The organism is Treponema porcinum (assembly GCF_900167145.1).
In the GTDB taxonomy this organism is placed as follows: Bacteria; Spirochaetota; Spirochaetia; order Treponematales; family Treponemataceae; genus Treponema_D; species Treponema_D porcinum.
Genome location: NZ_FUWG01000004.1, coordinates 3,490 through 18,592 on the forward strand (window position 1 = coordinate 3,490; position 15,103 = coordinate 18,592).

Annotated in this window: 12 protein-coding genes; 6 read left to right on the plus strand and 6 right to left on the minus strand. The window is 43.3% G+C overall.

The window, feature by feature from the left end:
- The first annotated feature begins 353 nt into the window (after positions 1 to 353).
- The 3 genes from B5D55_RS02945 (at position 354) to B5D55_RS02950 (ending at position 2,615) form a co-directional block, all read left to right on the plus strand.
- Complete coding sequence (locus B5D55_RS02945; protein ID WP_078932509.1) at positions 354 to 587, plus strand: hypothetical protein; 234 nt, start codon at positions 354 to 356, stop codon at positions 585 to 587.
- Positions 588 to 682: 95 nt separating this feature from the next.
- Positions 683 to 835: an N-6 DNA methylase gene (locus B5D55_RS12035; protein WP_143593168.1), complete on the plus strand. Its 153-nt coding sequence runs from the start codon at positions 683 to 685 to the stop codon at positions 833 to 835.
- Positions 836 to 1,301: 466 nt separating this feature from the next.
- The gene (locus B5D55_RS02950; protein WP_143593170.1) at positions 1,302 to 2,615 is read left to right on the plus strand and encodes a serine hydrolase domain-containing protein; all 1,314 of its coding nucleotides are present in this window, start codon (positions 1,302 to 1,304) and stop codon (positions 2,613 to 2,615) included.
- A 55-nt stretch (positions 2,616 to 2,670) separates the two neighbouring features.
- Here the strand turns inward: B5D55_RS02950 and B5D55_RS02955 are convergent, their stop codons facing one another.
- Positions 2,671 to 3,300, minus strand: a complete 630-nt coding sequence (locus tag B5D55_RS02955) for a TatD family nuclease-associated radical SAM protein (protein ID WP_200805273.1) — start codon at positions 3,298 to 3,300, stop codon at positions 2,671 to 2,673.
- A gap of 131 nt (positions 3,301 to 3,431) precedes the next feature.
- Here B5D55_RS02955 and B5D55_RS02960 point away from each other — a divergent pair, with 131 nt between their 5' ends.
- Complete coding sequence (locus B5D55_RS02960) at positions 3,432 to 4,538, plus strand: AI-2E family transporter (RefSeq protein WP_078932511.1); 1,107 nt, start codon at positions 3,432 to 3,434, stop codon at positions 4,536 to 4,538.
- Positions 4,539 to 4,589: 51 nt separating this feature from the next.
- On the opposite strand, the gene B5D55_RS02965 is transcribed toward B5D55_RS02960, so the two are convergent.
- Complete coding sequence (locus tag B5D55_RS02965; RefSeq protein WP_078932512.1) at positions 4,590 to 4,778, minus strand: hypothetical protein; 189 nt, start codon at positions 4,776 to 4,778, stop codon at positions 4,590 to 4,592.
- A 694-nt stretch (positions 4,779 to 5,472) separates the two neighbouring features.
- Between B5D55_RS02965 and B5D55_RS02970 the strand changes: the two genes are divergently transcribed.
- Positions 5,473 to 6,231: an RluA family pseudouridine synthase gene (locus B5D55_RS02970; RefSeq protein ID WP_078932513.1), complete on the plus strand. Its 759-nt coding sequence runs from the start codon at positions 5,473 to 5,475 to the stop codon at positions 6,229 to 6,231.
- On the plus strand, positions 6,218 to 7,258 hold the full coding sequence (locus B5D55_RS02975; protein ID WP_078932514.1) for an omptin family outer membrane protease: 1,041 nt from the start codon (positions 6,218 to 6,220) through the stop codon (positions 7,256 to 7,258). The genes B5D55_RS02970 and B5D55_RS02975 overlap by 14 nt, the downstream gene beginning before the upstream one ends.
- 96 nt (positions 7,259 to 7,354) lie before the next feature.
- Here B5D55_RS02975 and B5D55_RS02980 read toward each other — a convergent pair whose 3' ends face one another.
- The 4 genes from B5D55_RS02980 to B5D55_RS02995 form a co-directional block, all read right to left on the minus strand.
- Positions 7,355 to 8,647, minus strand: coding sequence for a hemolysin family protein (locus tag B5D55_RS02980; protein WP_078932515.1), 1,293 nt, complete (start codon positions 8,645 to 8,647; stop codon positions 7,355 to 7,357).
- Positions 8,640 to 9,944, minus strand: coding sequence for a hemolysin family protein (locus B5D55_RS02985; protein ID WP_234975365.1), 1,305 nt, complete (start codon positions 9,942 to 9,944; stop codon positions 8,640 to 8,642). Before B5D55_RS02985 ends, B5D55_RS02980 begins: the two co-directional genes overlap by 8 nt.
- Positions 9,945 to 9,952: 8 nt before the next feature.
- Positions 9,953 to 11,008, minus strand: coding sequence for a thioredoxin domain-containing protein (locus B5D55_RS02990; RefSeq protein ID WP_078932516.1), 1,056 nt, complete (start codon positions 11,006 to 11,008; stop codon positions 9,953 to 9,955).
- A gap of 66 nt (positions 11,009 to 11,074) precedes the next feature.
- Entirely contained in the window at positions 11,075 to 15,046 is a 3,972-nt protein-coding gene (locus tag B5D55_RS02995; RefSeq protein WP_078932517.1) for a phosphoribosylformylglycinamidine synthase, read from the minus strand.
- Positions 15,047 to 15,103: the final 57 nt, after the last annotated feature.

The window sequence follows — 15,103 nt, forward strand, 5'->3', positions numbered from 1 at the left end:
CTGAATTTAAAAGTGAATTCGGCTGAATTTAAAAGTAAATTCAGCCGAATTTAAAAAAAAATTCAGCCTGAATTTAAAAAAAAATTCAGCCTGAATTTTAAAAAAAATTCAGCCTGATGAAGAGATGCCGGTACAATGGACTGTAGAAAATCATTGCATTTTCAAAGTTATCGTAAACACTTCGCTTTTATCAAAAATTGCAATTTTCAGAGATTCCCTATATTGTTCATATAAGGGAAAATATAAAAATGATTACTAGCGAAATCAAAAACAAAATCGATAACATTTGGCAAAAACTTTAGGCGGCTGGAATGGCTAATCCGCTGACTTGTATTGAGTAGCTTTCTTATTTAATGTTTATCCGCTCCCTTGATGATATTGAAATTGAAACTGAACAGAAAGAAAATATGATGGGCATTAAGGGAAATCATATTTTTGATGAAACCCGGCAGAAATTCCGCTGGAGCAAGTTTAAAAATCTTAGCCCTGATGAAATCTTTTCTTTAATGAAAGATGAAAAGAATGGTATTTTTGCATTCATTAAGAATATGCTGGAAACAATGAAAGTGCATTTGCAAAGTTTATGAAAGATGCAGCGTTTCAGATTCCTGCTCCTCAGGTTCTTGTAAATGTAATTGCAGACCTTAATGAACTTTATGAAAATGATATTCAAGATTAGGATATGCTTGGCGATATTTACGAGTATATCCTTGATAAACTGAGTGCATCTGGTCAGAACGGACAGTTTAGAACTCCTGCACAAATCAGAAATCTTATGGTAAATCTTATTCAGCCAACTGTCCAAGTAATGTGTTATACTTATTCATGTCTGTAATTCCTTAAGTGATAAAGTTTTGTGTGATAATAAAATCTTATCACGAATTACAGACTTTAAAAAGTACCTAATTTATCTTGGACAGTAGTGATTTTTTTTCATAAATAAAAATCATTAATGATATTCAGAAATAAACATATTCTTCTATTTTTCTTGTTTTTTCCGGAGGTTTGTGTGTATCTTAAAAGAAACAGCACACAAAAAATGTACTGCATTGCGCCCTGCTGTTTTTAAGGCGATGGTCAACAGAGACCTATACCAGGAGTGTAAGATAAAAACCGCTGAAATTACGTGGCTTTTACCTTACCTAAAGTTTGCGTTGCAAACTTTTTTATCAACTGCTGTTCCCGCTAGAAGCTTGCGCTGCGAGTTCATTACATTACGGAACAGCGTAAAAAGTCAAATCGGAAATTGTCAGGAACCTTTGATTCCTGCTTTCCTCATTGACTTTTTCATGGAGGTAAACATGAAAAAAATTATGGTAAGCTGTTTTGCGTTTGCATGCGCAGCAGGGGCTTTTGCACAGGAATATCCGGATGCAAATGCGACAAATCCAGAAAAAATGCAGTGGCAGCAGGGCTTTCCGCCGCCAAAGGAAAAAACACTGCACGCAGCAGACGGTTCGTATTTTAATTTTCCGGGACTGCGCTACAGCGTAAATCATATGCAGGAATTTTCCGTTACGCGAACAGTTCCTGCCGCAAAGGAAAAAATGTACTCCGTAAAGACAAAATATGACGAAAATATTGATTCAATCACCTTTACGCCGTGGGATTCCGACAAGGAAATGACGTTTTCCCAGTCGCTTGATGCAAACTACACGGACGGCATAATCATCATGCACAAGGGAAAAATCATCTACGAAAAATATCCTGCAGGACTCAAGCCGGACGGCGTTCACGCGGCAATGTCTGTAAGCAAGTCATTCACCGGAACAATCGCTTCCATTCTTGTAGCAGAAGGCGTGCTTGATCCGTCAAAGACTGTTGCAGAATACATACCGGAACTCAAGGACAGCGGATTTGCAGATGCAACTGTCCGTCAGGTAATGGATATGACAACTGCAATCCAGTACAGCGAAGACTACAACGACCCGAACGCCGAAGTATGGAAATATTCCGCAGCAGGAAACGTTTTCCGCCCGGCAGACTACAAAGGACCACAGAACTACTACGAGTACCTTGCAACCGTTAAAAAAATCGACGGACAGGAACACGGTGAAGAGTTCGGCTACCGCACGGTGAACACGGAACTTCTTGCATGGATTAACTCTCGCGTAACAGGAAAAGGACTGACAGAACTTATCTCCGAAAAAATCTGGAAGCCGCTTGGTGCGCACTATGACGGCTACTATCAGGTTGACCCGTCGGGAATTGCGTTTGCAGGCGGCGGATTCAGCCTGAACCTGCGAGATATGGCAATGTTCGGAGAAATGATGCGTAACGGCGGAAAACTGAACGGAAAGCAGATAATTCCTGAAAAAGCTGCAAAAGACATTGCATCCGGCGGTTCAAGTACAGAATATAAAGCTGCATTTGCAAAAGGCGGAGAATATCCTAAGCTTGACGGCTGGAGCTACCATAATATGTGGTGGATTACGAACAATCCGCACGGAGCGTATATGGCGCGCGGCGTTCACGGACAGGCAATTTACATAGACCCGGCTGCCGAAATGGTAATAGCGCGGTTTGCATCAACGTATCTTGCTTCGAACAAGTACATCGACCCGCTTTCAATACCGGCGTATGAAGCAGTTGCAGACTATCTGATGAAAAAATAAAAGATAAAGGCTGTCTGTGAAATTCAGAAACGTTTTTCACCGGCAGCTTTTTAGTTTACGATGTCGTTAACGGTTCGTACTCGCGGATACGGTACGTTACTCCCAAAGAACGGCACAGGCGGCGGCACTCGTCCTCGTCCTCAGGAGTAATCGTTGTACTCACAGTGGTAAGGATAACAGAAGGAACAACAGCCGCCGCTTTCTTTGCAAAGTCAAGAAGAGCTGGGAACGCCTTTTCTCTAAACACAGGGCGTACGGTCTTTTCATAAATTTCTGGTCTGCTTGAATTAAGGCTTATTGAAACGACGTCAATCCTGCCTTTTAAAAGCGGCGTAATATCCCTGCCATTTATAAGGTTTCCAAGACCGTTCGTGTTAATGCGCACAGGAACGTCATAATTCGACTTTATAAAATCAGCAGTCCGTAAAAGCACATCAAGAGCCTCAGTTGGCTCGCCGTAACCGCAGAACACAACTTCCTTGTACGAAGGAACACCGGCATTTTCCAAAGCCTGCACCACTTCCTCAAAAGAAGGCTCGTGCTCAAGCCACAGAGTTTCTATATGGTCAAATTCATTTTTCGCACTCTGACGTATACAGAATGTACAATTACACGGACATTTATTCGTAAGGTTGACGTAAAGTCCGCTCCCCACAGGATAAACAACAGTCATTGATTTTTTCATACGCACTATGTTATCACAAAGCAGGGGTTCGTAGAATAGCGTTTTATATACTGCCGTCTGGTTTATCAGGTAGAAAATATACGATAAAAAATTTATTATGACATAACCGCTTTCAGGAGGTCTGTAAGATTATGAACGAAAAAGTTTCACTGCAAGATATTTTCATATTCGGACTTTTTGCCCTGCTTTTCTGTCTGATTGTCTGTATGATGCAGCCGTTCGCTACAGTGCTTCTATGGACGGCACTTCTATACGTCCTTATACGCCCGCTTTATCTTAAGGCCATCGCACGGCTGAACAGCAAGACCAGATTTTTTCAGGCAAAGCGGCATCTGCTGGCCGGTGTTTTTGCAATAGGAACACTAATTCTTATCGTAGGACCGATTATTTTTTTAGGAATACAGCTTGTCCAGCAGGGAATTTCGTTTCTACAGATTGCAGAAACTTATATCCGTAAAAATTCCGATACAATGTTCGCAGCTGAGTCAACTCAGAAACTTTTTGCCTTTATAGAATCGCTCGGAATTCCGCTTCCAGATGCAAATTTTGAATCAGTAAAAAATTCCGTACTTGATTTAATTCAGACATACAGTTCCAGACTTTTCTCCATAGGAAAGTCAGTCATCAATACGGCAGGAACATTCTTCATATCGCTTTTGTTCATCGTATTCGCCCTGTACTTCTGTTTTCTGGACGGTCCATATCTTGGAGGTCTTATAAAAAAGGCAATTCCAATAAATCCAGCCCATATGAAAATACTGATGCGAAAATTTGCAGATATAACAAAAAATCTTTTTTCAGGCTACATTCTTGTTGCCTTATATCAGGGACTTGCATCATTCCTTCTTATGCTTGCATTCGGAATACCGGCGGCACTGCTGCTTTCTGTAACGCTTATGCTGGCATCATTTGTACCACTGTTCGGAGCAGCAATTATATGGTTTCCGATTGGAATCATTCTTTGTGCAACAACGTCCGTTATAAAAGGAATTGCGTTTCTTGTACTTGCGGCAATATGCATCAGCTTTCTTGACAATTTTCTGCGGCCGCTTTTCCTAAAAGACAGAATTCACGTACACCCGCTCGTTATTTTCTTTGCAATTCTAGGCGGACTCAAGGTATTCGGAATGAATGGTCTTGTTCTAGGACCACTGATTGTCATTTTATTTTTCACCGTTCTTGATTTAATGATAGAAAAGAAATCAACATATCCCGACACTAGTATCGAAGTATGTTGATTTTTCTGTAAACTTTGCTTTTTTGCCGCATAAAACTTGCTATCTAGACTTTTACAGTTCCTGTATTTTCTGTAAAGAAAGCCCGGTGCATTCGGCGATAATATCATCCGAAATGTTTTTTGCCTTCATTTTTCTGGCGTTTTCCAGTTTTTCTTTTTCAGCTGCCTGTTCAGAAACTTTCTTGAGAGTCTTTTCCGGCTGGGCAAGGCTGATGGATTCAATCTGAATGTTCAAAAGCATTTCAAGGAATTCCTTGCAGAGGTCTAGGGAAGTGCTGATTAACACTTGAAGCGATTACTCTGCACTTCCCGTCAAATTGCCGTAAGTCATTGACTTACGGACAATTAGCTGCATTCAAGGTTAACACTGAAAAATCCTCAATAGGATTTATTCAGTGTTTCCCTAGGTTTTCAGACATAACCTTGCAGAAAATGAAGTTGTCTGAAAGTGAAGCTTCGTTCCATTTTTTGAGAAGCTCCGGCGGATAGTATTCGTTCATACACGGCTCCTGTTCTTCACACGCTCCTGTGTGTTTTGTCCGGGGATTTTTCTCCCTACATATAAATCGAATTTATCTTTCATTTTGGGCAAAAAAGTGCAAGGAAATTTGAAAAAAAGTGAATTTTTTTTCGCCTAGAGAGAGGATAAAAATATTTATTATGGGAATAAAGAATTATTTTAATTATGTACGCCTTTTAGGCACGCGAAATTGAGTGCATTAGAGGAAGATATAAAAATTCTACATCTGCATTAACTTCCGCAGTCATTTTTCTTAATCATAGTCCCAGACATATACAACATTCCATCACTTCACGAAGGTATACGAAAACATCAGGAAACCATAGAACAGTCTTTTTTGGGTGAATATTTTTTAAGTTTTCAGGAATTTTTCACCGTGCTTTTATTTTAATTCACTATACGTTATACTTTCCGTATGAAAAAAACACCCGACTATACAACTATTTATTCTGATGATGACATTGTTGTTCTGAACAAACGCTCCGGGCTTCTGATTGCTGCCGACAGATACGATGCCGATGCACCACGCCTAGATGTCGAAGCGGCAAAGGAATTCGGAAGGCTGTTTGCCGTCCACCGGATTGACAAGGACACTTCGGGAATCATAATTTATGCAAAAAATGAAGAGGCGCACAAACTGCTTTCCGCGCAGTTTGAAAAACGTCTTGTTGAAAAAACATACCATTGTCTTGTACACGGAAAGCCGATGTGGGATACCCTGCACGTTGACCTTCCGCTCCTGCCGGACGGAGATATGCGTCACAGAACTGTAGTAAACAAACGCTTCGGAAAACCGTCCGTCACGGACTTCAGGCTTATAGGTTCGTGCGGCGGCTATTCCTGGATTGAGGCGAAACCTAAAACCGGGAGGACGCATCAAATTCGCGTTCATCTTGCGGAAAACGGATTTTCAATTGTATGCGACCCATTGTACAGCGGAAATCAGAAACCGCTCCGCCTGAGCGAACTGAAACGCAACTGGCACGGCGATGAAGATTCTGAAAAACCTCTTTTGAGCCGCCTTGCGCTTCACGCATACAAAATATCCTTCACCCACCCGAAAACAGGTGAATGCCTGACGCTGTGCGCTCCTTATCCTAAAGATATGGAAGCAACACGAAAACAGCTTGCAAAAATCTTTAAGGTCGACCCGATTGAAGATGAAACGAAATAAAAATGTTTTTCAGCAATTCAAATACGCAGCCGCTGTCCTCTTAGGAATGTTTTTTCCGGGAACAGCCGGCTTTGCACAAAACGCAGGCATTTTGGTAGAGCCGCTTTTCGGCTGTCAGTACGGTACGCTGTATGAATACGTGTTTGCCAATTACGGCACGAACAAAAGCTACCGAAAGCTAAGCCAGCTTGACTGGGAAATGAAGCCGATTTTTTATGCAGGCGGAAAGGCAGACATTCTCTACAAACTGTTTGATTTTTCTTTTTACGGAGGCGGCTTTTTTTCCACTAAAAGCGGGAAAATGTACGATTCTGACTGGCTTTCAGCGTATGACAAAAATATCAAAACAACTTATTCCATAAGCACTAATTCCCTAAAAAAAGGAGCTTTCTTCGGAACATCTTTTTCTGCCTTCTTTCCGCTTCTTTCATGGCTTGAAGTTTCCCCGTCCGTAAGCGTTGATTATGAATACTACTATTTTTCTGCACGTGACGGATACGGTTACTATGGTGATTCAGAACACTCAAAATCAAATACAGATGTTTCGTGGACAGACCAGAATGCAACGTTCTATCCCACAGGAACGCTTGCCGGAATTGACTATAAGCGCAATCAGTTTTTTATATGGACAGGGATTCTTTCCAAGTTCAAGCCTTTCAATTTTCTGGAATTAAGTGCAGGAATATATACATCACCTTTTTCAATCGTAGATTCCGTTGACCATCACTTTAAACTTACGGACGGCAAGCTTACAAACGGAACTTTCTTTTATGACTCGATGTATGGATTTTTCGGCGGATGGAAAATTGATTCGTCCGTTTCATACCTTATAAACAGACACCTTTCCGTAAAGGCGGCTGCCTCCTGGACGCTTCTGAACTGCATAAAAGGCTGCACCTATAAAAACACTTCTTCCGAAAGCGGACCGTACGCAAAACGTTCAAAATCAGATTCCGAATCAGGTGCAGGCGGAGAATGGTGGAACTGGACAATTTCCGTAATCTACCGGCCGGTCAAAGCAAAATAAACATACCCCCCCCCCGCCGCAAGCGTTGGGGTACTACTTGTAGCCTCGAAGGGATTAAATCCTCCGCACGAATAAGGGCAGTCATCATACGCCTTTTTATGAATAAAGCAACTGCCTTGAGGCAATAAACTGAATGCGCACGCTTAGTATGCGCCTTCCTGCCTGCTCTTCTACAATAAAAAGATTTCCGTTCCATTTCAGAATTTCGCCGGAATTAGGAAGATAATCGAATTTTTCAAGAAGCCAGCCGCCGATAGTAGTAAATTCTTCCGATTCAATTCCGAGTTTCAGAATATCGTTCACATCGTCAATCTTCATATCGCCGGGAACTATAAACTCGTTCGCAGAAACAAGCTTTATCCTGCTTGCCGGCTGAATGTTCGTTTTTGCTTCATCAGTCATACGTCCGAACACAATACGCAGAATGTCGTCCATCGTAACGACTCCGGCAGTACTTCCCTGCTCGTCAAGCGCAACGGCAAATTCAGCACGTTCTTTTTTAAATCTTGCAAGGAGTTCAAGCACGGTAAAAGTTTCCGGAACAATCAACGCATCTTTCATAACGGCGGCGGCATATCCTACCCCGGCAGGAACTGCTGTTTCAGAAGTAAAAAGCACCGACTTATAATGGATAACACCTACAATCTGTTCGCGGGTATCTTTATAGACTGCAATCATTTTAAGTCCGCAGTCATTGAATTTAGCCATAACTTCACTTTTTGAAGCATCAATGCCCACAGACTGCACAAGCGAACGGTGCTTCATAATATCGTGCACGTCAAGGTCATTAAATCTGAAGATTTTGTTGAGCATACTGCTTTCGTTTGCCTCAAGAGTTCCTTCCTTTTCGCCCACATCAATGAGCGTATGAAGTTCCTCTTCCGTTACAAGAGCACCGTTCGTCTTCCAGAAAAAACCGGCAAGTTTTGACGCAAAGCGCGAAAGCAGGGAGAATATCCACACAATCGGAAAAAATATTTTTTCAAGTACAAGAAGCGGAAGCGCATTCCGGCAAGCAGTTTTCTCCGCATAAAAACCAGCCACTGTCTTAGGGATAATCTGACCAAATGTCGTTACAAAAAACGTAATTACAAGGGTTGCAATTCCTACTCCGCCTGCTCCCACAATGGCAACAGCAAGAGATGTTGCAAGCGCGGACGCAAGCGAATTCATAAAATTCGTTCCGATAAGGATGACGGTAAGAAGCGCATCCATATTATTTTTAAGTCCGGCGGCAACTTTTGCATTCTTCTGCTTTTCCTGCACCATCCGGCGCATTTTTATTTTTGAAAGCGAAAGGTACGCCGTTTCTGAACCGGCAAAAAATCCGATGATGCGAATGATGACGATAAGGACCGCAAGTATTATGACTGATTTTATGCTATTCATTATCGTCCGCCGTTTCAGAAGTTTTTTTCACCGTAACAGTTTTTATGCGGCGCATATACACCGCCTCAACCGTAAATACAAAACCGTCTGCCGTTACACTGTCATACGGAACTGCAAGACGCCCTAACTGTTCAATAATCCAGCCGCCGAGAGTTTCGTTTATATTAGAATGAAGCGTAATGCCCAAAAGTTCCTTTAAATCAACTAAAAGCGTAGAACCTTCTATAGAAAAAGATTTTTTTCCTGCAAACTCAGAGACCGCAGTATTGTTCCGCCACGGCTTACTGTTCTCGCTTGTTCCGAAAATTTCGCGGCAAATATCTTCTTTTGTAAGAATGCCGTCAGTTCCAGAATATTCGTCGATTACAACGGCGAACGACTGATGGTTTTCACGAAGCTGCTGCTGAACGGAAGAAATTTTATTCGTTCCAGGAATAAAAAGCGGCTGGCGCATAACGTTTTTCAGGTTAAAAAATGCTTCTTCGCTCACGCCTTCTGCCGCGGCTTTTTCAGATACCTTAAGTAAATCTTTAAGATACAAAACGCCCGTTATATCATCAAGATTTTTACGATATACAGGAAAATGCGAAAGCCGCGTCCGCTGAGCAAGTTCAATCACCTCTGCATAAGAAGCATTTTCCTGAAGTGCAATAATCGACGTCCGGGGAACCATAATATCCTGCGCCTCTAAATCCTTGAATTTAAATACGCGGTTCATCATATTTTTTTCGCCGTTTTCAAGAATGCCTGTTTCAGAACCGGCAGCAATAAACGACTTTATGTCCTCTTCTGTATATGACTGTTTTGGATTTTCAATTGAGATGCCGCGTATTTTAAGAACCAGGCGGCTTATCAGAGTAAAAAGAAAGACGACAGGGTGAAGTATTTTCACCACAATGTCAACAAAAAGCGAAAGCGCGTATGCAATTCCGTCCGGATTACGGGTAGAAAGAGTTTTCGGCGTAATTTCGCCGAAAACAAGAAGCAAAATCGTTACGACAAACGTTGCTATTCCCACGCCGCGCTCTCCAAAAAGTGCAAGCGCCGCCGCCGTAAGAATTGACGACAGAAGGATATTTACAAGGTCATTCGCAACTAGCAGCGTATTTATAAGTATTTCTTTTTTTTCAAGAAGCTTTCCTGCACGCAATGCGCGCCTGTCTTTTTTTCCGCGAAGCACGCGCAGGCGCAGTTTGTTCATTGCGAGAAAGGAGCTTTCCGAAATGGAAAACAACATTGAAAGTATAATAAGGACTGCCGATACAACAAGCAGTCCTGCCAGCGGAACAGTTCCCACCTGTGTGCTTACTCTCCTGAACCGGCATCCGTATCTTCAGCCGGCTCTTCTGCTGCGCTGCTTTCCGCAGAATAATCTGGCACAGCACCTTCTTCAGAAGCTTTCATCTGTTTTACAGAATCAAGAATCTGCATAAGTGTCGGCGCATATTCGCTTTCTGGCGATGCAGCAATTGCTTTTTCAAGCAGGTCGATGATTTTGTCTGCACTGCCAACGCGCGTATTTGCAAGAACGTTTGCGGCAATGTAATACAATGTCTGTGCGTCATCTGGAGAAATACGTTTATCAGCAGCATTTTTCTCATAGATTGAAAGGACTTTTTCAACATCTCCTGTTACAAGATACGTATAAGCATCTGCGTGAGAAAGAGCCACGATATATTTGCTTACAAGACCAGTTTCATTCTTTTTGTCAAGCGAAAGAACCTTGCGGCACAAATCAGAAAGGAGAAGCCGATGACCTTCTGACTGAGATTCATAAAATTTATCTATTGCCTTTACGCGTTCAGCAGAAGATCCTTTTTTAGTAGCAGAAACCATAGCATTTACCTCGCTTACGGCTGCATCTTCAAGAGAAAGCGCAGAAACATAACCGTCAGCCGTTGTACCGATAAAATCAAACTGTACGTCGGTGATGAAATACCCCTCTTTTGTTGCAAGAACTACAGCCGGCGTCTGCTGAACCATGTAGCAGTCCGCAATCCTGAATTGCGTATTGAGCTTTGCCTTGCGTTTTTCGGCAGCCTTCTGCTCTTTGTTCGTAGCGCCCTCAGGGATTTCTGCCATTGCAGCGGCAAGGTCAGTAAAGTCAAAATGAACGCAGACAACCTTGTCTTTTACGGCTTTTGTAAAATCTGCATTTTCAAGAAGGAACTTAACTCCTGCGTCAGTTCCCGGAACGTCCATATCAGAATTTACAAACAAAAGAATGTTCTTATTTGAAGACTTTGCTTCTTTTTTTGCAGCCTCAAAATCATCATACCAGCCGTTTGCATCTTTTTTAGCACCGCAGGACGCAAGAAGAATACAGGCAACAGCCGCCAAAACAACAGTAATTTTTTTCATACAATTTTCCTTATCATCACTATAATTTTTATTATATATAGAACTCTAAAAATCTTTAGATAATCCTTACTTAAAATACCGAACTCCTGCAGCAAACACATTCTCGCAGGAATTCTCATTTTCATTTGCAAGAGGATCACCGGCAATATTCTTTATCAAATCACGGCTTGCACCGTTCGCATCTATTCCGACGGTACGCTCGCTGTGACCCATTTTTCCAAGAACCCGTCCGTCCGGGCTTGTAATTCCTTCTATTGCATAGGCAGAACCGTTAGGATTGTCCGGCTCAGCTACGGCAGGAATACCGAATTCGTCAACGTACTGGGAGAATACCTGTCCGTTTGCAAACAGTTTTTCAGCAAGTTCTGCACTTACAACAAACCGTCCTTCTCCGTGACTTACAGGAACAAGATGAAGGCGCGGATCAATCACGCTAGGATCAAGTGCCCACGGACTTGCTGCACTTACAAGACGTGTCCTTACTACGCGGCTTATATGACGTCCTATTCTGTTGAACGTAAGGGTCGGCATATCATCCTGCATATCGCGGAATTCTCCGTACATTGCAAGACCAGTTTTTACAAGCGCCTGAAATCCGTTGCAGATACCGAGTACAAGACCGTCTCGTTTTTTCAAAAGCTCCATAATCCGGGAAGAAACGCGTCCTTCGCGAAGGCAGTTTGCAATGAATTTCGCAGAACCGTCCGGCTCATCACCAGCACTGAATCCGCCGGCAAGCGCAAGAATCTGCGCAGACTTCAATTCTTTTTCAAATGCAGCAAGCGAGTCTTCAAGCATCTGCGGCGTTTTGTTTGAAAGCACAAGAATGTTTGTGTCTGCGCCGGCAAGATTGAACGCACGCGCTATATCGTACTCGCAGTTCGTTCCCGGGAATACAGGAATTACTACGCGAGGCTTTGCTTTTATAGGATTGAACACCGGATTTTTCCGGATTGCGCTTAATGAAGGATGAACGCTTTTTGCAAATTCAGGGAGTTCCGGCTGGACTTCCGCACCGCTTACAGGCGGAAACACGGAAGAAAGCGTAGATTCCCAGGCTGATTCTGCTTCTTTAAGCGTAATTTTTGCACCAGGAATATTGTTCACCTCAACGGTTAAAGCCGGCTCTGAAACTGTAGCACCAAGCTGCGAAACAGTACCCGGAACAAAAACGCCAGTATCAAAGTCAGAAGCTGCTTCTACAATGATAGAACCGTACAGCGGAGTAAACAAATCCTTCTCAGAATAACGTCCGTCCTGCCTGAAGCCGGATGCAGTCGCCGAATACGGAACATTGTCAATCTTAATGCCGATACGGTTACCCATTGCCATTTTTGTAATAGCTTCTGCAATACCGCCGGCGCACACCGGATACATCGCGGCAATTTTCCCGGCTTTGTTCAGCTCATAAAGGGCATTTGTATTTTTAGTAAACGTATCAAAATCAGGAGCAAGTTCTGCCGAATACGGAACGGTTACAAGGTAAACATTGTCGCCGGCTTTTTTGAACGAACCGCTCGTAACGTTCTGCACCTCGCCGTGCGTTACCGCAAAACTTACAAGCGTGTGAGGTACGTTAATTTCCTCAAACGTTCCGCTCATACTGTCCTTTCCGCCGATAGACGCACAGCCCATAGCCGTCTGCGCATCAATAGAACCGAGCAGTGCCGCCGCAGGGTATCCCCAAGTTTTTTCGCTTACAGCGCGACCGAAGAATTCCTGGAACGACAAACGGCAGTCAGACGGCTTTCCGCCCATACAGGCAATTTTTGCAAGGGAAGAAAGAACCGCCGTCTGTGCTCCGTGCCAGGCAGACCATTCGCCAACGCGCGGATCATATCCCTGCGCCATAAAGCTTACGGTAGACGTTTCATACGGACTTACGACAGGAATTTTTGCGCACATACCGGCTTCCGGCGTACACTGATATTTTCCGCCATAAGGGAACAGAACAGTTGAAGCACCGATAGAACCGTCAAAACGTTCTCCAAGTCCGCGCTGAGAACAGCACGACAAATCACTGATATTTGCAAGCCACGCTTTTTTAAGCGCATCGCCAGTCTTTTCTTTTGAAAGTTCTTCTTTTACAGACTCAAGCGTATTTAAAAGCGGAGACTCTTCCTGTTTTGCAGGACTTTCTATTAAAGCATCAGCCTCGTGATGAGCGCCTGCTGCATCAAGGAATTCACGTCCGATATCAACAATTACGTTTCCGCGCCATTTCATCACAAGACGGTTAGTGTCAGTTACAACTGCAACCTGAACTGCCTGTAAGTTTTCTTTTGCCGCTTCTTTTATGAATGCAGCAGCATCTTTTGCGCGTACGACAACAGCCATACGTTCCTGACTTTCGGAAATAGCAAGCTCCGTTCCGTTCAGACCGTCATATTTTTTAGGAACGGCATCAAGATTTATATCAAGTCCAGGTGCAAGTTCACCAACGGCAACAGAAACTCCACCTGCGCCAAAGTCATTGCACCGACGAATCATAAGGCTTACGTCTTTATTGCGGAACAGACGCTGAATTTTCCGCTCTTCAACTGCATTTCCTTTCTGAACTTCGGCAGCCGCAGTAGAAACTGATTTTTCCGTATGAACTTTTGAAGAACCTGTTGCTCCTCCTATACCATCGCGGCCAGTGCCGCCTCCAAGAAGAATTACAACATCTCCAGGTTCAGGACGCTCGCGCATAACAGTATTAAGCGGCGCAGCTGCAATAACTGCACCAAGTTCCATACGCTTTGCCATATAGCCAGGGTGATACAGTTCGGTAACCTGCCCTGTAGTAAGTCCAATCTGATTTCCATAGGAACTGAAGCCCTGCGCAGCCTCCCGGCAGATTTTTATCTGCGGAAGCTTACCCTTTCGTGTTGCAGAAAGCGGTACTGTAGGATCTGCTGCGCCAGTTACGCGCATTGACTGGTATACCCAGGAACGTCCGCTCAAAGGATCACGGATAGCACCGCCGATACACGTTGCAGCACCACCAAACGGTTCAATTTCCGTAGGGTGATTGTGAGTTTCGTTCTTAAACATCAAAAGCCAGCGTTCCGTTTCGTCAGCCGGTTTTCCGTTTTTGTCGCGGGTATAATGAACGTCAATGTATATGGAACAGGCATTGTTTTCTTCGCTCACTTCCATATCATCAAGTTTTCCGTGTTTTTTCAGATATTTCATGCCGATGACAGCCATATCCATAAGGCAGACCGGCTTGTCTGTCCGCCCTGCATACAGTTCCGTACGCATATCAGTATAGTTCTGCAAAGATTTACGGAACAGATTTGCATACGGGCCGTCTTCAATCTTAATGTTCTTTAATTCAGTAAGAAACGTTGTATGGCGGCAATGGTCAGACCAATAAGTATCAAGAACACGGATTTCCGTTTCTGTAGGATCACGGTTTTCACCCTTAAAATAGTCCTGCAGAAAGCGGATGTCCGCAAAATCCATAGCAAGACCCATTTTGTTTCTGTAAGATTCAAGAGCTTCATCATCAAAGGAAATAAATCCTTTTACAACAGGAATGTCATTAGGATTTTCTCCTGTCATTTCAAGAGTTTCAGGAACAGAATCGTCCGTAAGGCGTGAATCAACAGGATTTATAAGATAATTTTCGATTTTTTTTACATCATCAACTGTAACATTTCCGCTCAAAACAACCATTTTTGCACAGCGTACGCGCGGCGGTTCAGTTCCTACTGTACACGAAGATGCAAGTCCTGCACGCAGCAAAGAAAGACACTGCTCCGCACTGTCTGCACGCTGGTCGTACTGCCCGGGCAGATACTCCCACACGATGACGGTACTTCCTTCCGGAACATCAACTGTATTAAAGATGCAGAAATCGCTCTGCGGCTCGGAGAAAACACGTGTAGCCGCCACCATTTCCACAGCTTCGCTGATATTCTCAACGTCGTAGCGGTTCAGATAACGCACTCCGGTAACGCCGGAAATGCCCAAAAAATTTTTAATCTCTGAAAAAATACGGTCAGCCTCATTTGTAAAACCAGGCTTTCTTTCTACATATAAACGAAACATTTTTTTATTATAAAGATATGAGGCTGAATGTACAATAACGATTGGCACAACGATTTA